The organism is Acaricomes phytoseiuli DSM 14247 (genome assembly GCF_000376245.1).
In the GTDB taxonomy this organism is placed as follows: domain Bacteria; phylum Actinomycetota; class Actinomycetes; order Actinomycetales; family Micrococcaceae; genus Renibacterium; species Renibacterium phytoseiuli.
Genome location: NZ_AQXM01000054.1, coordinates 59,918 through 84,835 on the forward strand (window position 1 = coordinate 59,918; position 24,918 = coordinate 84,835).

The 24,918-nt window shown below is 62.6% G+C and carries 22 protein-coding genes; 18 read left to right on the forward strand and 4 right to left on the reverse strand.

All coding sequences use genetic code 11. From position 1 onward, the window contains the following. Positions 1 to 5: 5 nt before the first annotated feature. The 11 genes from C501_RS0105750 to nrdR all read left to right on the forward strand — a co-directional run bounded on the left by C501_RS0105750 (position 6) and on the right by nrdR (position 11,456). Entirely contained in the window at positions 6 to 734 is a 729-nt protein-coding gene (locus C501_RS0105750; protein WP_018134679.1) for a purine nucleoside phosphorylase YfiH/LACC1 family protein, read from the forward strand. A 7-nt stretch (positions 735 to 741) separates the two neighbouring features. Continuing rightward, positions 742 to 1,575: a YggS family pyridoxal phosphate-dependent enzyme gene (locus C501_RS0105755; protein WP_018134680.1), complete on the forward strand. Its 834-nt coding sequence runs from the start codon at positions 742 to 744 to the stop codon at positions 1,573 to 1,575. Positions 1,576 to 1,641: 66 nt separating this feature from the next. After that, positions 1,642 to 2,172 (forward strand): cell division protein SepF, encoded by a 531-nt coding sequence (locus C501_RS0105760; RefSeq protein WP_018134681.1) that lies wholly within the window; start codon positions 1,642 to 1,644, stop codon positions 2,170 to 2,172. Between the two features lie 18 nt (positions 2,173 to 2,190). Beyond that, a complete protein-coding gene (locus tag C501_RS0105765; RefSeq protein ID WP_018134682.1) occupies positions 2,191 to 2,481 on the forward strand; it encodes a YggT family protein in 291 nt (96 codons plus the stop codon). A gap of 275 nt (positions 2,482 to 2,756) precedes the next feature. Then, complete coding sequence (locus tag C501_RS0105770) at positions 2,757 to 3,518, forward strand: DivIVA domain-containing protein (protein ID WP_018134683.1); 762 nt, start codon at positions 2,757 to 2,759, stop codon at positions 3,516 to 3,518. A gap of 83 nt (positions 3,519 to 3,601) precedes the next feature. Beyond that, positions 3,602 to 4,207: a signal peptidase II gene (lspA, locus tag C501_RS0105775; protein WP_018134684.1), complete on the forward strand. Its 606-nt coding sequence runs from the start codon at positions 3,602 to 3,604 to the stop codon at positions 4,205 to 4,207. Next, on the forward strand, positions 4,207 to 5,166 hold the full coding sequence (locus C501_RS0105780) for an RluA family pseudouridine synthase (protein WP_018134685.1): 960 nt from the start codon (positions 4,207 to 4,209) through the stop codon (positions 5,164 to 5,166). The genes lspA and C501_RS0105780 overlap by 1 nt, the downstream gene beginning before the upstream one ends. 123 nt (positions 5,167 to 5,289) lie before the next feature. Next, positions 5,290 to 8,793: a DNA polymerase III subunit alpha gene (gene dnaE, locus C501_RS0105785; RefSeq protein ID WP_051064484.1), complete on the forward strand. Its 3,504-nt coding sequence runs from the start codon at positions 5,290 to 5,292 to the stop codon at positions 8,791 to 8,793. After that, the gene (locus C501_RS13545; RefSeq protein WP_018134687.1) at positions 8,793 to 9,416 is read left to right on the forward strand and encodes a hypothetical protein; all 624 of its coding nucleotides are present in this window, start codon (positions 8,793 to 8,795) and stop codon (positions 9,414 to 9,416) included. Before dnaE ends, C501_RS13545 begins: the two co-directional genes overlap by 1 nt. Before the next feature lies 1 nt (position 9,417). Beyond that, positions 9,418 to 10,803, forward strand: coding sequence for a histidinol dehydrogenase (hisD, locus tag C501_RS0105795; protein WP_018134688.1), 1,386 nt, complete (start codon positions 9,418 to 9,420; stop codon positions 10,801 to 10,803). 146 nt (positions 10,804 to 10,949) lie between these two features. After that, positions 10,950 to 11,456 carry a transcriptional regulator NrdR gene (nrdR, locus tag C501_RS0105800; protein ID WP_026174661.1) on the forward strand — a complete coding sequence of 169 codons (507 nt, stop codon included), beginning with the start codon at positions 10,950 to 10,952 and terminating at the stop codon, positions 11,454 to 11,456. A 120-nt stretch (positions 11,457 to 11,576) separates the two neighbouring features. Here the strand turns inward: nrdR and C501_RS0105805 are convergent, their stop codons facing one another. The 3 genes from C501_RS0105805 to map form a co-directional block, all read right to left on the reverse strand. After that, positions 11,577 to 13,322 carry an amidohydrolase gene (locus C501_RS0105805; protein WP_018134690.1) on the reverse strand — a complete coding sequence of 582 codons (1,746 nt, stop codon included), beginning with the start codon at positions 13,320 to 13,322 and terminating at the stop codon, positions 11,577 to 11,579. A 138-nt stretch (positions 13,323 to 13,460) separates the two neighbouring features. Beyond that, a complete protein-coding gene (gene ppgK, locus C501_RS0105810) occupies positions 13,461 to 14,252 on the reverse strand; it encodes a polyphosphate--glucose phosphotransferase (protein WP_018134691.1) in 792 nt (263 codons plus the stop codon). Positions 14,253 to 14,312: 60 nt separating this feature from the next. Next, positions 14,313 to 15,188 (reverse strand): type I methionyl aminopeptidase, encoded by an 876-nt coding sequence (gene map / locus C501_RS0105815; RefSeq protein ID WP_018134692.1) that lies wholly within the window; start codon positions 15,186 to 15,188, stop codon positions 14,313 to 14,315. 126 nt (positions 15,189 to 15,314) lie between these two features. On the opposite strand from map, the gene C501_RS14260 reads away from it, so the two are divergent. Next, positions 15,315 to 15,485: a hypothetical protein gene (locus tag C501_RS14260; RefSeq protein WP_018134693.1), complete on the forward strand. Its 171-nt coding sequence runs from the start codon at positions 15,315 to 15,317 to the stop codon at positions 15,483 to 15,485. A 137-nt stretch (positions 15,486 to 15,622) separates the two neighbouring features. Here C501_RS14260 and panB read toward each other — a convergent pair whose 3' ends face one another. Next, positions 15,623 to 16,498, reverse strand: coding sequence for a 3-methyl-2-oxobutanoate hydroxymethyltransferase (panB, locus tag C501_RS0105825; protein ID WP_018134694.1), 876 nt, complete (start codon positions 16,496 to 16,498; stop codon positions 15,623 to 15,625). Positions 16,499 to 16,658: 160 nt separating this feature from the next. On the opposite strand from panB, the gene glnA reads away from it, so the two are divergent. From glnA to C501_RS0105855, 6 genes are all read left to right on the forward strand, one after another. After that, positions 16,659 to 17,999 carry a type I glutamate--ammonia ligase gene (gene glnA / locus C501_RS0105830; protein WP_018134695.1) on the forward strand — a complete coding sequence of 447 codons (1,341 nt, stop codon included), beginning with the start codon at positions 16,659 to 16,661 and terminating at the stop codon, positions 17,997 to 17,999. 38 nt (positions 18,000 to 18,037) lie between these two features. Then, entirely contained in the window at positions 18,038 to 21,193 is a 3,156-nt protein-coding gene (locus C501_RS0105835; RefSeq protein ID WP_018134696.1) for a bifunctional [glutamine synthetase] adenylyltransferase/[glutamine synthetase]-adenylyl-L-tyrosine phosphorylase, read from the forward strand. A 97-nt stretch (positions 21,194 to 21,290) separates the two neighbouring features. Further along, the gene (locus C501_RS0105840) at positions 21,291 to 22,718 is read left to right on the forward strand and encodes an ABC transporter substrate-binding protein/permease (protein ID WP_018134697.1); all 1,428 of its coding nucleotides are present in this window, start codon (positions 21,291 to 21,293) and stop codon (positions 22,716 to 22,718) included. Next, complete coding sequence (locus tag C501_RS0105845; protein ID WP_018134698.1) at positions 22,715 to 23,491, forward strand: amino acid ABC transporter ATP-binding protein; 777 nt, start codon at positions 22,715 to 22,717, stop codon at positions 23,489 to 23,491. Before C501_RS0105840 ends, C501_RS0105845 begins: the two co-directional genes overlap by 4 nt. Before the next feature lie 27 nt (positions 23,492 to 23,518). Next, on the forward strand, positions 23,519 to 23,947 hold the full coding sequence (locus tag C501_RS0105850; RefSeq protein ID WP_018134699.1) for a VOC family protein: 429 nt from the start codon (positions 23,519 to 23,521) through the stop codon (positions 23,945 to 23,947). Positions 23,948 to 24,719: 772 nt separating this feature from the next. Then, the coding region (locus tag C501_RS0105855; protein WP_026174481.1) for a transposase at positions 24,720 to 24,918 on the forward strand (199 nt) is incomplete at its 3' end.

A 24,918-nucleotide genomic window follows, 5' to 3' on the forward strand; every position in this document is an offset into this window, starting at 1 on the left:
GGGCCATGTTCTTGTGGCAGCGTGAAGTGCGTCCCGGCTGGGTTGTGGCTTTCACAGATAGCTCCGCGGGTTCCCTGAGTGTTACGGTTCCGGGTAACGGCGCAGCCTCCGCGGCGCGTCGGCGACTGCGGCAGGAAACTGGAGTCCGCGAGGATTTCCGCTTCATGCATCAGGTGCACGGAACGGAGGTAATCCCGGCTGAGAGCATCGCGCCGGCGGCCGCCCCGGTGCCGCACGCCGATGCCATGCTGAGCGCGAGCCTTCCCCTCGCTGTGCTGGTGGCTGATTGCCTGCCGGTGGTCTTTCTCGGCGAGTCGCAGAGCCCGGAAGAGCCCGTTATCGCCGCGGTGGCCCACGCCGGGCGGCGTGGTCTCGCAGGAGGAGTGCTTCCCGCGACTGTCGATGCTCTGCGTCAGCGTGGCGCGGAGTCGATCGAGGCTTGGATCGGCCCTGCGATCTGCGGATCCTGTTATGAAGTTCCCGCCGAGCTGCGCGAGGAGGTCGCCGCTGTGCTGCCGGGGAGTCGTACCCAGACGAGCTGGGGAACTCCGGCTCTGGACTTGCCGGAAGCGGCAAGCCAGCAGCTGGCCGGTCTTGGGGTGCCCAGCCACAACCTGTCCGTCTGTACCCTTGAGGAGCCGGCACTTTTCTCGCATCGTCGCTTTCAGCGCGAGAGGCAGGGGCCTCGCCCCGCTGCTGAAGGTCGCTTCGCCGGCGTGGTGTACCGGCGGTGATGGAGTAATGATGAAGGACGATACTGCTAGGCGGGAAGCACCGGTGCGCGCTGCTCGCCAGGAACAGTTGGCCACGGCCTTGGCCGTCGTACAGGAGCGAATTGCCGTCGCCTGCGTTGATTCGGGCAGATCTGAGGCAGAGCAGCCCGCACTGATCGTCGTGACGAAATTCCACCCTGCGGCAGATGTAGCTGCCCTGGCGGCACTGGGCATTCAGGATCTGGGTGAGAACCGTGAACATGAGGCTGCCGGGAAATACACCGAAGTCAGTGAGCTCTTGGGGGAAGCCAGTGAGCGTCTGCGTTGGCATTTCATCGGTCAGCTGCAGAGCAATAAGGCCAAATCGGTGGTCCGTTATGCCAGCGCCCTGCATTCCATCGACAGGGCTTCGCTCGTCACCGCCTTAGCCAGGGCCCTGCCAGAGCGCCGTCCGGAAAGCGCGGGCCTGCTGAACTGCTTCATTCAGGTGGATCTGGATGAAGAGCTGGCCGGGCTCTCAGCGCAGTCCGCGGAAGGACTGGCTAAAACCCGAGGGGGAGCGGCGCCCGCTCAGGTGCCCTTCCTGGCTGAGCAGATCGCCCAGACAACAGGTCTGGAGCTGGCCGGGCTAATGGCGGTCGCGCCGCTGCCTGAGGCGGGACGCGAACCCGCATATGCAGCTACGCCCGAACAGGCCTTCGCCCGCCTCGCCGAGCTGAGCGCACGGCTACGCCAGGAGCACCCCGGGGCAGTGTCGATCTCTGCCGGCATGAGCGCGGATCTGGAGGCTGCAGTAGCGCACGGGGCGACACACCTGCGTGTCGGTTCGGATGTCCTCGGTCCTCGCCCTGCGGTGCGGTAGCGTCAGAACTGCAGTAGCAGTAGTGGTTTCACAGTTGACGCGGTATCAGATAGAGGAGAGCAGGATATGGCTGGCGCTCTGCGTAAAACGATGATTTACCTCGGCCTCGCCGATGGTGATGAGCAGTACCAGGTGCCGGGGGCGACTAAGCCGGTGCCGTCTCAACCCGTACCCAAGCACGAGGATCGTTCCGTGGATTATGACAATCATTATTCTGAGTCTCAGCCCGTGCAGATGAGCCGGGGCGAGGACGAATACCGGGCTCCGGTAACTCCGATCAAGCGCGCGGCTTCCGGGCGCGAGGACTCTGCCGGGCTTCGCAAGATCACCACTGTTCACCCGCGTTCCTACAATGACGCCAAGGTGATCGGGGAGAGCTTCCGTGAAGGAATCCCGGTGATCATGAACGTCACCGATATGGGCGAAGGCGACGCGAAGCGCCTCGTCGACTTCTCCGCTGGCCTGGTGTTCGGTATGCATGGCTCGATCGAGCGCGTCACGAACAAAGTTTTCCTGCTTTCCCCGGCATTCGTCGAAGTACTTGGTGACGATAAGAAGGCCAGTGAAAACCAGGCGAGCTTTTTCAATCAGAGCTGAACCCCGTACGCTGTTACCGTGGGTCTCGTTTTTACGTTCCTGAACGTACTAATTCTGCTCTTCTACCTTTCGCTTCTGCTGCGGATTATCTTCGACTGGGTTCAGCAGTTCGCTCGTGACTGGCGTCCGCAAGGGGTTGCCCTCGTGGCTGCCACCGGAGTCTATACCGTCACTGATCCGCCGGTCCGGCTGGTTCGCAGAGTGATCCCGCCGCTTCAGTTGGGGACTGTTTCCCTCGACGTCGGGTTGCTCGTGATATTCGTGTTGACCTGGATACTGCTCGGCGTCACCGGATCCTATGCTGCTTGATCCTCAGCGGCTCAGGATTGCAAAGTTTTATCGCGAAAAAGTCCGGTAGTCAGGAGATCGATCTGCTGATACCGGCCTTGACTCCGATAAGGTTCTAAAATACAGATGAGCATCCGCGAGTTAGCTGGATATACTCGCATTAGTGTGCGTACCCTATGTACGGAACGAATCACTGCAGACACAACTGAATTTAGGTATCGTAGTTCGGGTGGCTGTAACTCTTGATTGATGGATCTACCCGCAGCTCGAACTGACTAACCCAACGAGGTGACTAGATGGCTCTGACGCCAGAAGACGTTGTCAATAAACGGTTTCAGCCGACGAAATTTCGTGAAGGCTATGACCAGGATGAAGTAGACGACTTTCTTGATGAGATTGTTGTAGAGCTTCGCCGTCTCTACCAGGAGAACGAGGAGCTACGCCAGAAAGTGGCTCAGCTTGAAGGCGAGCTGGGGCAGAGCGGTGGCTCTGCTGCGACTACATCTGCGGCGACGGCTTCGGCTGTGAGCGCTCCGGTGACTGATAAGACTGCATTGACCACGCAGAAGCCTGCCAAAGACGATAGCCCCTCCGCTGATGCCGGTGCCAAGCCAGCGGCTCAGAGCACCCCCTCGGTGACTGCCCCGGTCGCGGGTGCGGCGGCTTCCAGCCAGACCGCTAGCGCCGCGGTTCCCGCAGCCGGTGTAGCACCGGCTGGCGCGTCCGCTGAATCCGCTGCGGGCGTGCTCGCAATGGCGCAGAAACTGCACGATGACTATGTCAACGCAGGTGTCGAGCAGCGCGATAAGATCATCGCCGAGGCCCAGATGGAAGCTTCCAGCCTGGTCAACGACGCACAGGAGAAGAGCCGCAAGACTATCGGCGCACTGGAGCAGCAGCGTTCTGTTCTGGAGCGTAAAGTCGAGCAGCTGCGTAGCTTCGAGCGTGATTACCGGGCTCGCCTGAAGTCCTACATCCAGGGCCAGCTGCGCGACCTCGATGCACAGGGTTCTGTAGCCGCTCCGGACGTCTCCGATAACAGCAGCACGGGCCTCTGAGCCTGAAGAGATCATCCCGGTGAAGCCGGCGGCTGGTTCTCCAGCCGTCGGCTTCACCTGTCACTCAGAGCGAGATTGAGCGCATGACTGAATCATCTATACCTCCCGAGACCTCTGCTGAGCCTTCCGAAGCTAAGCCGAGGCTGGGCCGTACCGCGATCTTCGCCTGGTTCGCCGGATTCGCCGTTTTCGCTTACCTCCTGGATCAGCTGGTCAAGCTCTGGGTGACATCGACGATGACCTACGGGCAGCAGATCCCGGTTCTGCCGCCTTTCCTGCGTTGGTACTACATCACCAACCCCGGTGCCGCTTTTTCCATCGGTGCCGATTACACCTGGGTCTTCACCCTGATCATGATCGCGGTTTCCATCGGCATCCTCATCGCGATCCGCAAAGCCGGTTCGGCTTGGTGGGGCATCGGCCTCGGCATGGTGCTGGGCGGTGCCCTGGGTAATCTCACCGACCGGCTGTTCCGCCCGCCTTCTTTCGGCATGGGCGAGGTGGTCGATTACATCTCCGTCCCGAACTTCGCGGTTTTCAACCTGGCTGATTGCGCGGTGGTCGGCGGGGTGATCGTCATCTGCCTGCTGACCCTGCTCGGTGTGCCATTCCGCGGCGGCCCACGTGGCGCCCAGCGGGACGGCACGGATGCTGCCGTCGAGGACGCTGCTGAAGGCCAGCAGCCCTGATGCCGGATACTTCCGAGAACAACACAGTCGTCGAGGTCACGATCCCCGATGACTCCGATGGTCGGCGCGCCGACAGCGCTCTGGCGCCATTGCTGGGGCTATCCAGGTCCACGGTAGCCGGCCTGCTGAGTCAGGGCCGGGTGCGGGGCAGTGATCCAGGGGGGGCAGCGGATTCGGTGATCCTCAAATCCACCCGCTTAGCCGCCGGCGCGAAGGTCCGGGTGGATATCCCGGAGCCGCGGGACTTGGCGGACTTCTCCGCCGAGCCGCCGCAGGAGTTGGAGATTCTGCTCGACGACCCAGATTTCGTGGTCGTGGACAAGCCGGTAGGGGTCGCGGCCCATCCTTCTCCCGGCTGGGTCGGGCCGACCGTCGTCGGTGCGCTGCAGCGAGCCGGCTATCGGATTTCCACCTCCGGTGCGGCGGAGCGGGCCGGTATAGTGCACCGCTTGGACGTCGGGACCTCCGGAGTGATGGTGGTGGCGAAGACCGAGGCCGCCTACACGGCACTCAAACGGGCCTTCAAGGACCGCACCGTTGAGAAGACCTATCATGCCGTGGTCCAGGGACTACCGGATCCGCTCCAGGGCACGATCGACGCCCCGATCGGCCGTCACCCTGGCCATGACTGGAAGTTCGCAGTGATCGAAGACGGCCGGCCCTCCATCACTCATTACCAGGTTGCGGAGGCCTTCGGCCGGGCCGCCCTGCTCGATATCCGGCTGGAGACCGGCCGGACGCATCAGATCCGAGTGCATTTCGCGGCGCTCGGCCACCCCTGCGTCGGCGATCAGACGTACGGGGCGGACTCCCGGCTGTCAGCTGAACTGGGGCTCACCCGGCAGTGGCTGCATGCCCGCTCGCTCGGTTTTGAGCATCCGCTCAGCGGAGACTGGGTCGAGGTCACAAGCGAGTATCCGGCGGATCTCGACGATGCGCTGGAGGCGCTCAGAGGCTGAAACGCTGCCGAGTGCTAAGGCGATCGGCGATGCAGCTTATGATCGCCTGCCCGCCGGGCCTAGAATAGTCAGGTGGCAAGTTCAGGATCTTTCGTACACCTCCACAATCACACCGAGTACTCGATGCTCGACGGCGCGGCCCGGCTGACCGATCTCTTCGCGTATACGCAGGAGCTGGGCATGGACGCGCTGGCGACCACGGACCACGGTTTCGTCTTCGGGGCTTTTGACTTCTGGTCCAAGGCTAAGGACGCCGGGGTCAAGCCGATCATCGGCGTTGAAGCCTATCTGACACCGGGTACCGCGCGTCAGGATCGCAGCAGAGTGCGCTGGGGCGATGGCGGCCGGAACGATGTCTCCGGCGCTGGCGCCTACACGCATATGACGCTCTGGGCGGAGAGCACCGAGGGTATGCACAATCTCTTCCGGGCCTCCTCGCTGGCTTCGCTTGAGGGCTACCTGTACAAGCCCAGGATGGACCGCGACCTGCTCCAGACCTACGGCAAAGGGCTGATCGCCACTACCGGCTGCCCGTCCGGTGAAGTTCAGACCAAGCTTCGCCTCGGGCTTTACCAGGAGGCGAAGCAGGCCGCGAGCGACTTCCGGGATATCTTCGGCGCGGGGAACTTCTACTGCGAGCTCATGGACCACGGCCTCGGCATCGAGCGCGATATCCACGTCGATCTGCTCAAGCTCGCCAAAGAGCTGAAGCTTCCTCTTGTGGCCACGAACGATCTGCATTACACCCGGGCTGAGGATGCCTCCAGTCACGCTGCGCTGCTCTGCGTGCAGTCGGGCTCCACCCTCGCGGACCCCAAGCGGTTCAAATTCGACGCTGATGACTTCTACCTGAAATCCCCGCAGGAGATGCGCGATCTCTTCCGCGACTATCCGGAAGCTTGCGATAACACCCTGGCGATCGCCGAGCGCTGCCAAGTCGACTTCAACACCGCGGCTAACTACATGCCGCGATTCCCCGTGCCGGCGGGCGAGGACGAGCAGTCCTGGTTCGTCAAAGAAGTCGAAAAAGGCCTGCACTACCGCTTCCCCGGCGGCATCCCGGACGATGCCCGGAAACAAGCCGAGTTCGAGGTCGGCGTGATCACTCAGATGGGTTTCCCCGGCTACTTCCTGGTGGTTGCGGACTTCATCAACTGGGCCAAGGACAACGGCATCCGGGTGGGCCCCGGGCGCGGTTCCGGGGCTGGCTCGATGGTCGCCTACGCGATGCGCATCACCGACTTGGACCCGCTCAAGCACGGGCTGATCTTCGAGCGCTTCCTCAACCCGGAGCGCGTCTCCATGCCGGACTTCGATGTCGACTTCGATGATCGACGCCGTGGCGAGGTGATCAAGTACGTCACCGAGAAGTACGGTGACGAGCGCGTCGCCATGATCGTCACCTACGGCACGATCAAAGCCAAGCAGGCGCTCAAGGACTCTTCCCGGGTGCTCGGTTACCCGTTCTCCATGGGGGAGCGGCTGACCAAGGCGATGCCCCCGGACGTCATGGGCAAGGGTATGCCGCTGGCCGATATCCATGATAAGGACGCCAAGCGGTACTCGGAAGCAGTGGAGATGCGAGAGCTGCTCACCACCGACGCCGAAGCGCAGAAAGTCTTCGATACCGCGGTGGGCCTGGAGGGGCTCAAACGGCAGTGGGGCGTGCACGCTGCCGGGGTGATCATGTCCTCGGATCCGCTCATCGACATCATCCCGATCATGCGCCGCGAGCAGGACGGTCAGGTGATCACGCAGTTCGATTACCCCACCTGCGAAGGCCTGGGCCTGATCAAGATGGACTTCCTGGGCCTGCGGAACCTGACGATCATTTCCGACGCCATCGAGAACATCAAGTTCAACCGCGATGAGGATCTGGACCTGGAGACGCTGGAGCTGGAGGACAAAGCTTCCTACGAGCTCCTGGCCAGGGGCGATACTCTGGGCGTCTTCCAGCTCGACGGCGGCCCGATGCGATCCCTGTTGAAGCTCATGAAGCCGGATCACTTCGAAGACATCTCCGCGGTGCTCGCGCTCTACCGGCCCGGGCCGATGGGTGTGAATTCGCATACAAACTATGCGCTGCGGAAGAACGGGCAGCAGCAGATCATCCCGATCCATCCGGAACTCGAAGAACCTCTGGCGGAGATCCTGGACGGCACCTACGGCCTGATCGTCTACCAGGAGCAGGTGATGGCGGCCGCGCAGAAACTGGCCGGTTACAGCCTGGGCCAGGCAGATCTGCTGCGCCGGGCGATGGGCAAGAAGAAGAAATCGGAACTGGACAAGCAGCAGGCCGACTTCTTCGCCGGTATGAGCGCCAACGGCTATTCGCGCCAGGCTCAGGACGCGCTCTGGACCGTTTTGGTCTCCTTCGCGGACTACGCCTTCAACAAAGCGCATACCGCGGCTTACGGGCTGATCTCCTACTGGACCGCGTATCTCAAGGCGCATTACGCGGCTGAGTACATGGCGGCGCTGCTGACCAGTGTCGGCGATGACAAGGACAAGCTGGCGATTTACCTCAATGAGTGCCGCCGGATGGGCATCACGGTGCTGCCTCCCGATGTCAACGAATCCGCGCTGAACTTCACCCCGGTAGGGGCTTCCGATATCCGCTTCGGCATGGGTGCGATCCGCAATGTCGGGGCCAATGTGGTGCACGCGATGGTTTCCGCTCGGGAGGAGAAGGGCGATTTCGAGAGCTTCTCCGACTTTCTGCTCAAGGTCCCGGCCGTGGTCTGCAATAAGCGCACCATCGAGTCCCTGATCAAAGCCGGTGCCTTCGATTCCATGGGGCAGCCGCGCAGGGCCCTGGCCGCAAGCCATGAAGAAGCCATCGATGCGGTGATCACGCTGAAGCGGAACGAAGCGGTGGGCCAGTTCGATCTCTTCTCCGGGCTTATGGACGCAGATGACTCCGGAAGTGCCGAGGCGTCCGGCTCGGGATTTAGCACGGATATCCCGGATCTGCCGGAATGGGATAAGAAGGACAAGCTGGCCTTCGAACGGGATATGCTCGGGCTCTACGTCTCCGATCACCCGCTGCGCGGTCTCGAAGAAGTGCTGGGGCAGCACGCTGAGCACAGCATCACCTATCTGCTGGGCGAGGACGGCCCCGCTGACGGTGCCATCGTCACCATCGCCGGGATGATCACCTCGTTGTCCCGGCGCATCGCGAAGGCCAGCGGCAACGCCTACGCCCGGGCCGAGATCGAGGATCTAGGCGGCTCGATCGAAGTGATGTTCTTCGGCCAGGTGTACGGGCCCATCGCCGATATCCTCGCCGAGGATCTCATGGTCACGATCAAGGGCCGCTTGCAGAAGCGCGATGACGGTTCCATCACGATCTCCGCGATGGAGATGACTGTCCCCGATATCACGGAAGGCACGGACGGGCCGGTGAATCTGTTCATCCAGCACCACCGCCTGCCCGAACAGCGAGTGACTGAACTGGGGGAGATCCTGCGCAATCATCGGGGCAACTCCGAAGTCCGGCTGCATATCCGCGAAGATCGCCAGACCGTTGTCTGGAGCCTGCCGCTCCAGCTGCGGGTCAACCCCAATCCGGCACTTTTCGGCGATCTGAAGGTACTCCTCGGCCCGGCATGTCTCGACGCCAGCTGATGAGTTCCGAGCCCTCTTTCGAACTGACGGTCGTTCCCGAAACCGCTACTGCTGCCAAGCCTCCGGGCCCTGGCTTCGCCGCGCTTTGGCCGTGGTTCGGCGGAATCGCCGTGACTGGCGTGCCTCTGGGGCTACTGTGGTGGCTGCTGGCCCCGGGCGGTGCGTGGTGGGGGAACGGCTCAGACCCTCTGCAATGGGCGGCCCGGGACGCAGTGCTCGGGTCGCTGGTGCTCGCCGCCGGCATCGTGAGCGGACTGCTCGTGCTCCGGGCGCGGCACCGACCCGGCAGCTGGCGCTTCCTCCTGGCCGCCGTCGCCGGATCAGCTCTGGGCGCCGTCACCGCATGGCTTCTCGGCAGTTTCGCCGGAGCGCTCTGGGGCACTGAAGCCTCCGGCGCGTCCGGCAGCGTGGGGGAATGGGTGGCCTTCGGTCTGCGCACCCCGAATTTCCTGCTCTTCTGGCCCTTGGCGACAAGCGCCGTCTTCTTCCTGGCCCTGACCGTGGAGACGATCTTCCGCCCTGCAGCACCGGTGCCGCGGAACCCCGAGGCGGAGGCCGGCTCGGATCACGGCACAGATCCAGGTCAAGGCGCGAAACCGGGTCGGGAGACTAGAATCGGCTAACGTGACTACCCCTGAAAGCATCGCTGACTCACCTGCTGGAGCAGCTCTCCGGCTCATCGATCTGCGCGGGCAGGAGCTGGAGCCGGCCCGGTTGCGGGCTGCACTGCCACGACTGGCAGGTCAGGATGCCGCTGATGCCGAGGCCAGTGCTCGGAGCACGATCGCTGCTGTCCGGGAGCGGGGCTGGCCCGCGGTGCGCGAGCTCGCCGAACGCTTCGACGGTGTTCAGCAGGAGCAGCCCAAGGTGCCGCGCGAGGCGTTGCGGGAAGCCCTGGCCGGGCTGCCTGCGCCGGTACGCGCCGGGCTCGAGGAATCGATCCGCCGGGCGCGTTTGGTCGCTGCGGCGCAGCAGCCCGGGCCGGTGAGCACCGAGGTCGGCCCCGGTGCTACCGTGACGCTGCGCTGGGAACCGGTGCGCCGGGTCGGGCTCTACATTCCCGGCGGCAGGGCGGTATACCCGTCATCCGTCGTCATGAATGCGGTTCCGGCTCAGGCCGCCGGAGTCGGTTCCCTGGTGCTCTGCTCCCCGCCGCAACGAGAGCACGGCGGACTGCCGCACCCTTCGATCCTGGCTGCTGCGGAACTCCTGGGTATCACCGAGGTGTATGCGATCGGAGGCAGTCAGGCGATCGCGGCAATGGCCTACGGGCTGGAGCCGGCCGCGGAATTCGCCGGGTTGGAGCCGGTGGAGGTGATCTCCGGCCCGGGCAACAACTTCGTTGCCGCAGCCAAACGCCTGGTCAACGGTCAGGTGGGTATCGATGCTGAAGCCGGGGCCACCGAGATCGCGGTGCTCGCGGACGCCGCTGCGCCAGCCGGTTTCATCGCTGCCGATCTGATCAGCCAGGCCGAGCACGATCCCCAGGCCGCGGCCGTGCTGGTGACCGATTCACCCGAGCTCATCGTCAAGGTGCGCGCGCAGCTCGACGATCAGATCGCCGCGACCCAGCACCGACAGAGAGTGCTGACCGCACTGTCCGGGCCGCAATCGGCGATTCTGCTCGTGGATTCGCTCGCGGCGGGGGTCGAAGTGGTCAACGCCTATGCGGCGGAGCATCTCGAAGTTCTCACCCGGGATGCTGCAACGGATGCCCGTCAGGTACACAGTGCCGGGGCGATCTTCCTGGGCCCGTCGGCGCCGGTGAGCCTCGGCGACTACTGCGCCGGTTCCAATCACGTACTGCCCACAGGAGGCACGGCTGCCTTCGCTTCGGGGCTGAGCGTCTTCACCTTCCTCAAAGCTCTTCAGGTAGTCGACTACGACGCTGATGCCCTGGCCGGGGTTGCCGAGCACATCGTTGCCCTGGCGCAGGCCGAGAATCTTCCAGCACACGGCGATGCGGTGAGCATACGAGTCGCCGGAGTCCGTGCCAACCACAACATCTAGTAATTACGCCCTTGTATTTTTCCCACATCTAGTTATACGATAAAGCTGTAAGCGCTGAACGAGATCAGCCGTGAACAAGCGGTTCCGTCAGTGGTTCAGTGGTTTTGTCAGCAGAGCCGAGTCGTGAGGGAACGGGAGGTGTCAGGGTGTATTGTCCTTTCTGCCGCAACCCGGATTCCCGTGTCGTCGACTCCAGAGTCTCTGATGACGGCTCCTCGATCCGGCGTCGCAGGCAATGCCCGCAGTGCGAGCGCCGCTTCACCACGGTGGAAACCACCAGCCTGACCGTGGTCAAGCGTTCCGGCATCGGTGAGCCGTTCAGCCGCAGCAAGGTCATCAACGGAGTGCGCAAAGCGTGCCAGGGCCGGCCGGTCACGGAAGACGATCTGGCGCTCCTGGCCCAAGAGGTCGAAGAGAGCATCAGAGCCTCAGGCGCCGCTGAGATCGAAGCTCATGAAGTGGGCTTGGTGATCCTCGGCCCTTTGCAGAAGCTCGATACCATCGCGTATCTGCGCTTCGCCAGTGTCTATCAGGCGTTTGAGACGCTTGACGACTTCGAGCATGCGATCGCCCTGTTGCGCCACGAAGCCGAACTCGATGACGCTGAGCCGGGGCATCGCGTGCCAGCTAACAATACCCGGCAGAGCGACTGAGCCCGGCGGGTAGATCAGACTCCGGTGGCGGCCAGGGAGGGGAAGCCCGGGCCGCCACCGGCTCCATTTAAGAGCGTTCGGAACCTGAGTGCACTAGATCCGCGCAGGAGGCCAGCGGGTTCAGAAAGCCTCGTAGACGAACCTGCCGTCCAACATGGTGGCGTTGACATTGATCTCCGGAAGCCGCTCGGCATCCACCGTCAGGATATTCCGGTCCAGTACGCACAGATCGGCTGCTTTGCCCGGAGTGATCGTGCCTTTCCAGCTTTCTGCCCGGTTCTGCCAGGCCGGTGCCGAAGTGTAGGTGTGCAAGGCGTCGAGGAGGCTGATCTGCTGCTCCGGGGCGCTCTGGTGCCCATCGAGGTTCCGGCGGGAGACCACGAGAGCCAGATGCTCACGCCAATCCGGAGCGGCCACGGGCGCGTCGGAGCTCGTCATCGTGGTGACTCCCGCGTTCAGTGCCCAGCGGTAGGGCAGCAGGGTGCGCCCCGGTAGCGTGGGCAATTCGCCACGGACGAAGAAGCTCGACTGCATATTGAGGCCCAGCCCGGCACGGCTCGCCCGCCGCAGTGCTGCTTGATCGATCCAATAACCGTGGATCAGCCAATGCCGGGGATCGGCCCGGGGAACTGCCCGCTGCGCCGCGCTGACGGCATCCACAGCGATACCGGTGTCCTGCGGGCCGATGACGTGAATGCCCAGTTGGAAGCCCCGCTCATGCACGACCCGAACGATATCGATGAGCTCTTGCCGCCGCTCTTCAGCAGTGTCTCCACCGGTGTTCAGCGGGTCATCGAGGCCGTCCGCGAAAGCCTTGACCGCCCCTACCCGGAGCCAGCGGGCGTCAATACCCTGTAGCGGCTTCCAGACCTCGTCCAGGTAGCGACGGAAGTCTTCAGCCCGGCCGCCCGACTGCGCCACTGGTGCCAGCTGCACATCCACCCGCATGGGCAGCTGCCCCGAACGGGCCAGCTCCTCATAGATCCTGAGGGTATCGGGCCCCAAACCGGTTCCCGAACCCATACCCGGGCCCAGCACCGGCTCGGTGTAACTGGTCAGGCCCAGCTCATGCAGCGCCCGGAACGCTCGGGGCAGAGCATCGTAGTGGTCCGCCGCGGTGTACGGCGGCTCCACGGAGTTGATCAGGTTCTGCGCTGCCTCGTTGAGGACTCCTGTGGGTTCCCCGGCGGCATCCACGACGACTCCGGGATCTTCACCCCCGGTGATGCCGGCCAGAGACAGCGCTCGGCTGTTGATATAGGTGATGTGCGAGCTGGCTTCGCGGAGAGAGACCGGGTGCCTGGCAGAGACCGCATCGAGGTCACGTCGGTTGAGGCTCTGGCGTTCTGCGGCGGAGAGCAGCAGCACGTCCAGGCCGAAGCACTTAATCCAGGACTTTTGTTCCGCAGGCTGCCCATCACGGGCAGTGACGGCCTGCTGGAGCCTGGCCTGCAGCTCGACGATGGAAGTGACCCCGCTCAGGTCGACCGTCAGGGGCGGCCGGGTCAGTGCATACTGCGCGAAATGGAAGTGGGAATCGTTGATGCCCGGCAGTACCATGCGGCCCTGCAGGTCTATCACCCGGGCGACTCGGCCGACTCGGGTCTTCAGCTCTGTGCCGCCCACCGCTCTGATCTTGTTGCCGGATACTAGCACTGCACTGGCCTGTGGGCAGGCTCGATCCATCGTCAGGACGGAGCCATTATGGAACAGGGTGAGCTCGTCCGAGGGGTCTTCAAGGGAACCCTCGGCGGGGGAGTTGACGGTACCTGCAGCGGTTGCAGCGGGGGCGGTCAGTGCTCCCGCCCCGGTGACAGCGCCGCTGCCGGCGGCTTTCAGGATGGAACGACGAGTCCAGTGATGCATGATCCTCCTTGATCGAATGATCGCAGCCCTGCCCCCAGGTCGTGGCCAGGGCTGTGAGACTTCCTGGCTACTTCAGGGTTCCGATCAGGGAGGGTGCGCAGCAAGAGCATTCTGCTCACTGGAACTCCAGCAGGGAGTCTAAGCGTCCTTGAACTCCCGCGACGCCTGCAGAGCGGCTCCCACGATCCCGGCGTTATTGCGCAGCTGCGCCGTGACGCTCCGGGTGCGCAGCTTCAGCTTCGGCAAGAAGTCCTCGCTGCGCTTGGAGATGCCTCCGCCGATGATGAACAGCTCAGGGGAGAACAGGAACTCCACGTGCTCGAAATAGCGCTGCAGGCGCTCGGAGTATTCGTCCCAGCTCAGATCTTCCCGTTCCCGGGCACCGGCAGAGGCACGGCTCTCGGCATCGTGACCGTCGAGTTCCAGGTGCCCGAGCTCTGCATTGGGCACCAGCTTGCCGTCGAAGATGTAGGCCGAGCCGATGCCCGTGCCCAGGGTGATGACCAGCACCGTGCCCTTCTGATCTTTACCGACTCCGTATTTCACCTCGGCCACACCTGCGGCATCGGCATCATTGATGACGTGAACCGGGCGCTCCAAGGCCTTGGTGAGCAGCGATTCCACATCGGTATCGATCCAGCTCTTATCGACATTCGCCGCTGAGCGGGCTACGCCGTGGACGATGATCGCCGGGAAGTCGACGCCCACCGGAGTCTCCGGCGCAGGGGCCTCGGGCCTGCTCATGAGCTCGGCCACGACTTCCCGCACGACCTCTGCCACGGCCTCGGGAGTGGAGGGCTTCGGCGTAGGGATCCGGAAGCGCTCGCCCACCAGTTCACCTTTTTTGAGGTTGACGATACCGCCTTTGATGCCGGTGCCTCCGATGTCTACACCGATGATGTGATGAGCATTGTTCTTGGCTGCGGACATGCTTGGTCTCCGTTAGTAGGGCTATGGGGTTAGTCGGGTTAGAGGTGGATTAGGTCTGGATCAGGGCAAAGTCAGGATCTCAGCGCCGGTCTCCGTGACCAGCAAGGTGTGCTCGAACTGGGCGGTGCGCTTCCGGTCCTTGGTCAGCGCGGTCCAGCCGTCGTCCCAGAGGTCCCAGTCGGCGGTGCCCAGGGTGAGCATCGGCTCGATGGTGAAGACCATTCCGGCTTCGATCACCTCAGCATACGCGGGCGCGGCATCATAATGCGGGATGATCAGGCCAGTATGGAAAGCTTCGCCCACGCCGTGACCGGTGAAATCCCGGACCACGCCGTAGCCGAACCGCTTGGCATAGGACTCGATGGCGCGGCCGATCACGTTGATCTGCCGCCCCGGAGCCACTGCCTTGATCGCACGGTTCAGCGACTCCTGAGTGCGCTCAACGAGGAGCCTGGATTCCTCGTCCACCTTGCCGACGAGGAACGTCGCATTATTGTCCCCGTGCACGCCATCCAGGTATGCCGTGATATCGACATTGACGATATCTCCGTCCTGGAGCACCGTGGAGTCCGGGATGCCGTGGCAGATGACTTCGTTGACCGAAGTGCACAGTGATTTGGGGAATCCCCGATAGCCGAGGGTCGAGGGGTACGCGCCGTGTTCAACCAGGAAATCGTGCCCGATCCGGTCGAGCTCATCCGTGGTGACGCCCGGGGCGATATGCTTGCCGACTTCTGCCAGGGCCTGGGCGGCCAGAGTCGAGGCTTTTCGGATGCGCTCGAGGGTCTGCGCATCCTTGACCTCAGATCCGGTGAATTTCGCCGGGCCGGGCCTGCCCACGTATTCCGGCCGGGGAATGGTCGCCGGCACTGCGAGTTGCGGGCTCACGGTTCCGGGGACCAGGTTACCGATGGGGGCGGTCTGTATCGCAGGCATGTCTCTCATCCTACGCATTCCGATAGGCTGGAAGCAGATCCGGGCTGCGCGCCCGGATAGGTAAGCCTGGAATAACGCTGAAAATAGCGCAGCTCAGCAAGACCTCAGCAGGAGGAAAGGACCGCTATGCCGCAGTACTGGTACAACGTCAACACCCATGAAGTCGAAGAAGACGCGCAGTCCGACTGGAGCCAGCTGCTCGGCCCCTATGAGACGCGTTCGGAAGCCGAGCGTGCGTTGGAGAAAGTCCGCGAGCGCAACGAGGCCTGGGACGAGCAGGACGAAGACGAGGACTGAATCCCGCTCCCGGGTTCGGAAGAGACGGCTGAAACCTTGACTTGGGAGCAGTTGTGCAGGGTCTAGTCCGCTAACACCCTGCGCAACTGCTCCCAAGTCAAGGGCCGGAAGTAGTCGGTGAGCAGGGTCATCAGGTTTCAAAACGAATGCTCTGGGCCCGGGAACCGGCCGTTGCGGACATCATCGCCGTACTCGGTCGCAGCCCGGCGCAGCTCATCTCCCAGTTGGGCGTACTGCTTGACGAATTTAGCGAGTCGGGGGCTGTCAGCTACGCCAGAGCGCATGCCTGCCATATCCTGCCAGACCAGGACCTGGCCCGTCGTCGCGGCGCCGGCTCCGATGCCGATGGTGGGCACCGGGACTGCGCGGTCCACCGCAGCGGCGACCTCAGCGGGCACCATTTCCATGAGGACGCAGAATGCTCCCGCCTCGGTGAGGGCTACGGCGTCGTCGATCAGCCGCTGGCCGTCCTCCCCCCGGCCCTGGACCCGATAACCGCCCAGTGCATGTTCGCTCTGTGGGGTGAAGCCGATATGCGCGATCACCGGGATCCCGGCATCAGTCATCGCGCGTACCTGCGGTGCGATTCGGGCCGTGCCTTCGATCTTGACCGCTGCGGCAAGGCCTTCTTTGAGAAATCTCACACCGGTGGCCGCGGCTTGCTGCGCGGACTCCTCATATGAGCCGAACGGCAGATCAGCCACCACGAGCGCCCGCCGTGCTGACCGGGCCACAGCACGGCACAGCGGCAGCAGCTCCTCCATGGTGATCGGCAGAGTGGTCTCGTAACCGTAGACGTTATTCGCTGCGGAGTCCCCGACGAGCAGGGTTTCGATACCGGCTTCATCGAAGATTCGGGCGCTGTACTGATCGTAGGCGGTCAGCATGGCGAATTTGCGGCCCTCGTCTTTCGCCTGCTGCAGCTGGCGGATGCGGATGCGCTGCGGCACCTGGCCCGCCGGCCTCTCCGGTGCGCTCGAGCCGTACGGCGGCGTGATTTCCTTGCTGACCATGAAATGAGCCTACTCGACCAGGGTCCGGGCCGGGGCGGCTTGCGAAGCGGAAAGAAAATGACATGACACAGAGCGTGCAGACGCTCCCTGCCCGACCTCGGTAGAGTGATCGGGAACGGGGCCGCCTCCCGATGAGACAGCAGATATCTAAGGAGCCGCGATGGATCGCCAGCAAGAATACGTCCTCCGCACCATCGAAGAACGCGATGTCCGCTTCGTCAGGTTATGGTTCACCGATGTGGTCGGTGCGCTCAAATCAGTGGCCCTGGCACCGGCAGAGGTAGAGGGCGCGTTCGAAGAAGGCCTGGGTTTCGACGGCTCATCCATTGAAGGGCTGTCCCGGGTGTTCGAGTCCGATATGCTGCTCGCTCCGGATCCTTCAACCTTTCAGATCCTGCCTTGGCGCGGTGATACCGAGCAGACCTCCAGAATGTTCTGCGACATCATGACTCCGGACGGTCAGCCGGCTATGGCGGACCCTCGGCAGGTGCTCAAACGAACCCTGGCGAAAGTCTCGGATCTGGGTTTCACCTGCTACACCCACCCGGAAATAGAGTTCTATCTGCTCAAATCCGAGGCGCTGGGCTCGGATGGTCAGCCTGTTCCCGTTGATCAGGCCGGCTATTTCGATCATGTGCCGGGAGGCATTGCCCAGGACTTCCGGCGCACGGCCGTCGCCATGTTGGAAAACGTCGGAATCTCTGTGGAGTTCAGCCACCATGAAGCCGGGCCGGGGCAGAACGAGATCGACCTGCGTTACGCCGATGCGCTGCAGACCGCGGATAACATCATGACTTTCCGCACCGTGATCAAAGAAGTGGCTCTGCAGCAGGGAAGCTACGCGACGTTCATGCCCAAACCCTTTTCCGAGCACCCCGGATCAGGAATGCATACGCATTTCTCCCTTTTCGAAGGCGATAGCAATGCTTTCTACGAAGCCGGTGCCGAGTTCCAGCTCTCCGCGACCGCGCGGCATTTCATCGCCGGAATCCTCCGGCACGCCCCAGAATTCACCGTGGTCACCAACCAATTCGTCAATTCGTATAAACGCCTCTGGGGCGGTGGGGAAGCGCCGAGTCATCTTTCCTGGGGGCATAACAACCGCTCCGCGCTGGTCAGGGTGCCGCTGTACAAGCCGGGCAAGGGGCAGTCCGCCCGGATCGAATACCGGGGTATCGATGCCGCGGCCAATCCATACCTGTCCTATGCGGTGCTTCTCGCCGCCGGACTCAAGGGCATTGAAGAGGAATACGAGCTGCCCGCTGCCGCCGAGGACGATGTCTGGTCGCTCACCACGGCGGAGCGCCGCGCCCTCGGGCATGACCCCTTGCCGGCTAGCCTGCACGATGCCATCCGGGTGGCTGAAGAATCCGAATTCATGGCGGAGACCTTGGGGGAGCAGGTCTACGGGCACTTCCTGAGCAATAAGCGCGCCGAATGGCAGGATTACCGGCTTCAGGTGACTCCTTATGAACTTCAGCGCAATCTCGGGATCCTCTGATCCGGTGATGAAACGGCAGTGCGCGGGGCCGCGGGGCCATGGCTAGTCTCGGCAGAACGCTGATCAGTCTGGGCTTCTCCGATCTGGAAGGGAGCAGCAGGTTCCTGGCCGCCCCCGAGCTGACGGGTGTCGATCAGCAGGTTCTCTTCGACGGACTGCCTCTGGCCGCCGATCCTGATCTGGCGCTGCGCTCCCTGGTCCGAATGCTCGCTACCGGAGGACAGCTCGAGCAGCAGCTTAGGATGCTCCTCAGCGTTGAGCAGCAGATCGTGCCCGCATCGGTCTCCGGAGCGGAGGCCTCTGCTGCCGGCGGCAGCAGTGGGATGACTGCTGCCGGGCCTTTGTTCCGGTTACTCGGAGCCTCCGAAGCGCTGGCGGACTTCCTGATCCGGGCTCCTGAGGAATCCGAGCTGCTGGCAGCTGCGCCGGCCGCCGAATTCCTCCGCACAGACCCTGAAGAGCTGCGCCGCTCGCTCCTGGAAGCCGTCGGAGCGGATCCCGATGCAGCGGTGCCGGTAGCCGCGCAGCCCGAGCCCGATGCGCCTGCTGCGCTCAGCTTCGCGCTGCGCCGGCGCTATCGCAGGCATCTGACCTCTTTGGCGATCCGAGACCTGTGCACGGTCTCTCCCGTGGACGCCATGCCGCTCGTGGCCGCCGAGCTGGCCGACCTCGCCGCTGCGGCCATCGAAGCCGCACTCGCGGTCTCGCGGGCCGAACTAGCCGGCAGTGAGCCCGCGGAGGATATCGCTGCGGTGCGGTTCGCGGTGATCGGCATGGGCAAATGCGGCGCCCGAGAACTGAACTATATCTCCGATGTGGATGTGATCTACGTCGTCGAGGCCGATGCGCAAACCGCCCCGACGGAGCAGCCCGGTGCTCACCGCGGTGCAGCGCTCGAGGCAGAAGCAGTGCATCGTCTCGGCACGCGCCTAGCCACCGGTATCGCCAAAGTCATCAGCGCTCCCGGTGCAGAGCCGGGGCTCTGGGAGATCGACCCCAATCTGCGTCCTGAAGGCAAGGACGGCCCTCTAGTTCGGAGCCTGGAGTCGCATCTGGAGTACTACCGGCGCTGGGCTGCGAGCTGGGAGTTCCAGGCCCTGCTCAAAGCTCGCTGCATTGCCGGGGACCGGGAGCTGGGGGAGCGTTACGCACAGGCGATAGCCCCTCTGGTCTGGGCGTCTTCGGAGCGAGAAGGGTTCGTCGACTCGGTACGCGCCATGCGCCGACGGGTCAGCGACCATATTCCTGCTGAGGAACGCGACTGGCAGCTCAAACTCGGCGAGGGCGGTTTGCGCGATGTCGAGTTCACGGTTCAGCTCCTGCAACTGGTCCACGGCAAAACCGATGTCCAGCTGAGGCATCAGGACACGCTCGGGGCGCTGGAGGCGCTAGCCGCCGGCTCATATATCGGCGCTGCCGATGCGGCGGCGTTGGATGCCGCTTATCGCTATCTGAGAGTGCTGGAGCACCGGATTCAGCTCGTACGCCTGCGGCGCAGTCACGTGATGCCCAGTGGCGAGCCGGAGTTGCGCGCCCTGGCGCGTTCCAGCAGGGGAGTGCCGCAGGCTTCGGCCCGGCCCAGGGCAGAAACCTTCCTGGCTGACTGGCGAGCGGTCAAGCGCCGGGTGCGGTCCTTGCATGAGCAGATCTTCTATCAGCCTCTGCTGGCAACAGCCGCGCACCTGAGCGCCGAGGAAACCTCGCTCACTCCTGAGGCGGCACGGGCCCGCTTGGCGGCTTTGGGCTATTTGGACGGTGCCGGAGCGATGCGGCATATCGAGGCGCTGACCGTGGGGCTCTCCCGGTGTGCCGCCTTGCAACGACATTTACTGCCGGTGTTGCTCGGCTGGCTGGCCGAAGGGGTGGACCCCGATGCGGGCTTACTGGCCTTCCGCAGGCTGAGCGAGTCGCTTGGTCAGAGCCCCTGGTACTTGAGTATGCTCCGAGACTCCCCGGCGGGGGCGGAACGGCTTTGCCATGTGCTTTCAAGTTCCCGGTTGATCGCCGATCTGCTCGAGGTCTCTCCGGAGCAGACCGCCTGGCTGGGCTCGGACCGGGAGCTGAGGCCGCAGAGTTTCGGCATGCTCTGGCAAGAGGTCAGATCCAAGATGTCACGGCATCCCGGAGCCGCTGCGGCGATGCGGCTGATCCGGCTCATCCGGCGCCGGGAGATGCTCAGGGTAGCGCTCGCCGATAGCGCGGGATTAGTGGACACGCAGAGCATGGGCCAGGCCTTAGCGGATATCGACCGGGTTACCATCCTGGGGGCGCTGAGAGCCGCGGAGAAACAGCTGGCGGCCTCCGGCGAGCCGGAGAAGACCAAGGTCCTGGTGGTGGCCATGGGTCGGCAGGGCGGACGAGAGATCGGGTACGGCTCGGACGCGGATGTGATCTTCGTGCACAGAGCGCTTCCCGGCTTTACCGCGGATGAAGCGCAGGAGCAGGCGGGGCGCCTGGTGGCGACGCTGACGAACTTGCTGACCCAGCCTTTGACGCCCGCGATTCTTGCGGAAAGGCCTCTGGTGCTGGACGCCGGGCTGCGCCCGGAAGGCAAGAACGGGCCGATGGTTCGGTCTTTGGATTCCTACCGGCAGTATTACGAACGCTGGTCACTAATCTGGGAGGCCCAGGCTCTGCTCCGTGCCCGTCCTATCGCCGGGGACGATGCCCTCGCTGAAGACTTCCTGGCCTTGATCGACCCGATCCGCTACCCGGAGACGATCAGCGAGGACGAACTCCGTGAAATACGCCGTATCAAAGCCAGGGTAGAAGCCGAGCGCCTGCCGCGCGGTGCTGATCCGAACCGGCAGCTCAAACTCGGCAGGGGCGGTCTGAGCGATATCGAATGGCTGATTCAGATGCTGCAGCTGCAGTATGCGCATCAGTACCCAGGGCTGCGCACCACCTCAACGCTCCCGGCTCTGGAGGCGGCTGCGGAAGCGGGGCTAATGGCGCAGGAGGATGCACAAGTGCTGCGCCGCGCTTGGTTGCTGGCCAGCCAGATCCGCTCGGGCACGGTGCTCTGGCGGGGCAAGGCCAATGACCAGCTGCCCTCGGCTCGACGGGATCTGGAAGCAGTGGCGCGCTGGTGCGGGTACCCGCCGGATCATGGCGGGCAGCTGGAGGAAGACTATCTGCGCGCCACACGGCAGGCCCGGTCCGTTGTGGAACGAGTCTTCTACGGCTACCACTAGCGGGTCAGTTTGGCTATTGGCTTCCGGAATTCGGTATTCTCTACAGGTGTATTCTCTCTTTCGGACTCCCCGTCGACTGCTGACGTTCTTGGCAGCCATGGCTGCCGCAGCACTGGTCTTCCTCGGTACCGGCGCTCAGGCTATGGCGGTTTCCGCCACTGAAACGCCAGCGGACGGGGTCGCGGGCAAGACTTTCGTCATTGCCACCGACACCACTTTCGCGCCTTTCGAATTCCGCGACAGCAGCGGAGAGCTCGTCGGCATCGATATGGACCTCCTCCGCGCCATCGCGGAGGATCAGAGATTCTCGGTGGAAGTCCGCTCGCTCGGTTTCGCCGCAGCGCTGCAAGCGCTCAACGCCAACCAGGTAGACGGTGTGATCGCTGCTATGTCGATCACCGAGCAGCGCCAGCAGGTCTACGACTTCTCTGATCCGTACTTCGACTCCGGTGTGCAGATGGCCGTGGCGCAGAGTAACGATGACGTGAAGAGCTACGAGGATCTCCGGGGCGAGACGGTGACCGCGAAGACCGGCAGTGAAGGGGAGGCCTTCGCGCGTTCCATCGCGGATCAGTACGGCTTCACGGTCCGCTCCCTGGACCAGTCCGCCACGATGTACGAGCTGGTGAAATCCGGTAACGCGATAGCGGTCTTCGATGACTATCCCATACTGGCCTATGGCATCTCGCAAAACAACGGCTTGAAGACGGTGACCGATAAGGAGCCCGGCGGCTCTTACGGATTCGCGGTCAATAAAGGCCAGAACCAGGATCTGCTGGCCGCTTTCAACACCGGGCTGGCCGAGCTCCGCGCTGACGGCACCTATCAGCAAATCCTGGATGCGTACTTGCAGGCTCCGGGCGCGGACGGGGATATGAGCTTCTGGGATCTGCTGGTGCAGAGCATGCCGGCTCTGCTCAAGGGTCTGAACAACACTTTGCTGGTCACCGCGATCTCTTTCGCTTTCGCCATGCTGCTGGGCCTTTTCTTCGGATTCCTCAAGGTCTCCCGGAACATCTTCCTGCGCGGTGCCGCCACGACCTTCGTGAATATCTTCCGCGGCACCCCGTTGCTGGTTCAGGCTTTCTTCTTCTACTTCGGCATCCCGCAGCTCACCGGGCAGCCCATCGATATCTGGGTGGCGGGCGTCCTGACGCTGAGCTTGAACTCGGGAGCGTACATCACCGAGATTGTCCGCGGCGGCATCCAATCAGTCGATCCGGGGCAGCTCGAAGCCAGCCGCAGCCTGGGGCTGGGCTACCTCACCTCGATGCGCAGAGTCGTGGTGCCCCAGGCCTTCAAGATCATGACCCCTTCTTTGATCAATCAGCTGGTGATCCTGCTCAAGGACTCCTCGCTGCTGCTGGCGATCGGTTTCGCCGAGTTGCTCTACCAGGGTCAGCAGATCTATGCGGGTAACTTCCGGGTGGCGGAGACCCTGCTGATCGTCGGTGTCATGTACTTCGTGGTGATCATGCTGCTCACCAGACTGGCCAATTTCGTCGATAAGAGGTTCAACAAATGAGCACCACTGCGAATGAAGCGGCCCAGGCTCCCGCTGGGGACGGCCAGATCAAGATCCAGGTCAGCGGCTTGCGCAAGAGCTACGGCAGTAACGAGGTGCTCCAGGGCATCGATGCGCAAGTCCGGGAGGGCGAGGTGGTCTGCGTCATCGGCCCTTCGGGCTCCGGTAAGTCGACGTTCCTGCGCTGTCTCAACAAACTGGAGGACATCAGCGGGGGCAGCGTGGTCGTCGATGATCTTGACCTCGCTGATCCCAAGGTTAACCTCAACCAGGTGCGTCAGCGCATCGGGATGGTCTTCCAGCATTTCAATCTCTTCCCGCATATGTCGGTCATGGAGAACATCACGTTGGCCCCGGTGGAGCTCAAGAAGCTCAGCAAAGCACAGGCCCGGGAGCGGGCGCTAGAGCTGCTGCGTCGAGTGGGTCTCGAGGAGAAGGCCGAGGCCCGCCCGGCTTCTCTCTCCGGAGGCCAGAAGCAGCGGGTGGCCATTGCCCGTGCGCTCGCTATGTCACCGGATGTCATGCTTTTCGATGAGGCGACGAGCGCTCTGGATCCCGAGATGGTCGGTGAGGTGCTGCAAGTCATCAAGGGCTTGGCCGAAGAAGGCATGACCATGGTTCTGGTGACCCATGAGATGGGGTTCGCCCGTGAAGTTGCGGACCGGGTGTTTTTCATGGACGGCGGTGTGATCTGTGAGGAAGGCGATCCGCAGCAGATTTTCAATGCTCCGCAGCAGCAACGGCTGCAAGAATTTCTGGCGAAGGTGCTCTGAGATCTAGGGCCGGGCTAAAGTTTGGTCATGACACACAAACTTTTCGTCAATATTCCGGTCCAGGACCTGCAGCGCTCCCAGCAGTTCTTCGGTGACCTTGGCTTTCAGTTCAATCCTCAGTTCACAGATGAGAACGCTGCATGCATGATACTCAGCGAAGAGGGCTTCGTGATGCTCTTGGAGCGTTCGTTCTTCAAGACTTTCACGGACCGGCAGATCACAGACCCGACGACTACCGTGGAGGCCCTGCTGAGCTTCTCAGTAGACAGCCGCGCCGAGGTCGACAGAATTGCTGAGCAGGCCTTTGCCTGCGGAGCGACTGTGGCGAAAGACCCTGTGGATTTCGGTTTCATGTATCAGCGCAGTTTTTTGGATCCGGACGGCCATCATTGGGAAATCGTTTGGATGGATCCTGAGCAGATGATGACTCACGAAGCAACGGTCGAATTGAGTTAAACGCGACTGGGGCCGTCACATATTCCCCCCGGACTGTGACGGCCCCAGCGCACTGCTCGGCCGAGGCGGAAACCGCTACTGAGCGAGCAGGTTAATGATTCTTCTATAGTTCAGCGCACTCCGGGGATTCAAGGAGTCACGATCCTAAACACTAGGAGAATCAAAATCATGGGACTTTCCTATATTTAATTTTTTTCTCAGCATTCCGGTTTTCTTGTACATCATTCGTTCACGAGAATGATCTTCAGATTCCTAGCAGCGCCTGGAATAGATGCGCGAAGTTACGTGTCGTCAGCATTTTCCAGTGCCCGTTCAGCTAAAGCAGTACGTGCTCAATGTAGGCTGTAACGGCGTATCGAGGGAAGTCTGTTCGCCTCGGATGTGGATTGCTTGATGAAAACATGGTCATACCCCCCTATATTGGCACTCCGGAGGGTCTCGAGCCGAGACTTTAACGTTAGACCCGAAAGAATCTTCTTCCGAATCCATCGTATCGGTAGTGCCGTGAATAGAAGATTGGCACTTCCCAGAAGATTCGTCAAGTTGATTCTTAACGAGTCGCTTAAAGGCCCTTAAGTAACACACTTTCACAGAATTCTGGCTCTGTTTTGAACATTTTGGGAAGGCCCTGAAGATTTTGGGTCTCCTCCAAATCATTGTTATTGTTTATTCCGACCGAATTCGTGGGGGAGGGTTCGGTGCCTCGGGTCTGCCCCGGGTTTGGTTGACATCTGATCTGTGAGGATTCGTCCTCGCTGGAAGGATGTATCTCTTGCCCAAGCCCTATCCGAAAGAGTTCCGTGACGATGTCGTGGCTGTGGCCCGTAAAGCCCGGGCCCCGTTATCGCAGATTGCGAGAGACTTCGGGATTTCCGAAGCCTCGTTGTTCAACTGGCTGAAAAAAGCAAACATCGAAGACGGGCGCGTGCCGGGCCTGACCGAGGACGAGCGTAAGCAGCTCCGCGAGGCGA

Coding starts and splice junctions, on each gene's coding strand:
- C501_RS0105760 (WP_018134681.1), top strand. CDS start 1,642: ATGGCTGGCGCTCTGCGTAAAACGATGATTTACCTCGGCCTCGCCGAT.
- ppgK (WP_018134691.1), bottom strand. CDS start 14,252: ATGTCCGCAGCCAAGAACAATGCTCATCACATCATCGGTGTAGACATC.
- map (WP_018134692.1), bottom strand. CDS start 15,188: ATGCCTGCGATACAGACCGCCCCCATCGGTAACCTGGTCCCCGGAACC.
- C501_RS0105755 (WP_018134680.1), top strand. CDS start 742: ATGATGAAGGACGATACTGCTAGGCGGGAAGCACCGGTGCGCGCTGCT.
- lspA (WP_018134684.1), top strand. CDS start 3,602: ATGACTGAATCATCTATACCTCCCGAGACCTCTGCTGAGCCTTCCGAA.
- C501_RS14260 (WP_018134693.1), top strand. CDS start 15,315: ATGCCGCAGTACTGGTACAACGTCAACACCCATGAAGTCGAAGAAGAC.
- C501_RS0105770 (WP_018134683.1), top strand. CDS start 2,757: ATGGCTCTGACGCCAGAAGACGTTGTCAATAAACGGTTTCAGCCGACG.
- glnA (WP_018134695.1), top strand. CDS start 16,659: ATGGATCGCCAGCAAGAATACGTCCTCCGCACCATCGAAGAACGCGAT.
- C501_RS0105835 (WP_018134696.1), top strand. CDS start 18,038: ATGGCTAGTCTCGGCAGAACGCTGATCAGTCTGGGCTTCTCCGATCTG.
- C501_RS0105805 (WP_018134690.1), bottom strand. CDS start 13,322: ATGCATCACTGGACTCGTCGTTCCATCCTGAAAGCCGCCGGCAGCGGC.
- C501_RS0105750 (WP_018134679.1), top strand. CDS start 6: ATGTTCTTGTGGCAGCGTGAAGTGCGTCCCGGCTGGGTTGTGGCTTTC.
- C501_RS0105840 (WP_018134697.1), top strand. CDS start 21,291: ATGGCTGCCGCAGCACTGGTCTTCCTCGGTACCGGCGCTCAGGCTATG.
- dnaE (WP_051064484.1), top strand. CDS start 5,290: ATGCTCGACGGCGCGGCCCGGCTGACCGATCTCTTCGCGTATACGCAG.
- C501_RS0105850 (WP_018134699.1), top strand. CDS start 23,519: ATGACACACAAACTTTTCGTCAATATTCCGGTCCAGGACCTGCAGCGC.
- C501_RS0105845 (WP_018134698.1), top strand. CDS start 22,715: ATGAGCACCACTGCGAATGAAGCGGCCCAGGCTCCCGCTGGGGACGGC.
- C501_RS0105780 (WP_018134685.1), top strand. CDS start 4,207: ATGCCGGATACTTCCGAGAACAACACAGTCGTCGAGGTCACGATCCCC.
- panB (WP_018134694.1), bottom strand. CDS start 16,498: ATGGTCAGCAAGGAAATCACGCCGCCGTACGGCTCGAGCGCACCGGAG.
- C501_RS13545 (WP_018134687.1), top strand. CDS start 8,793: ATGAGTTCCGAGCCCTCTTTCGAACTGACGGTCGTTCCCGAAACCGCT.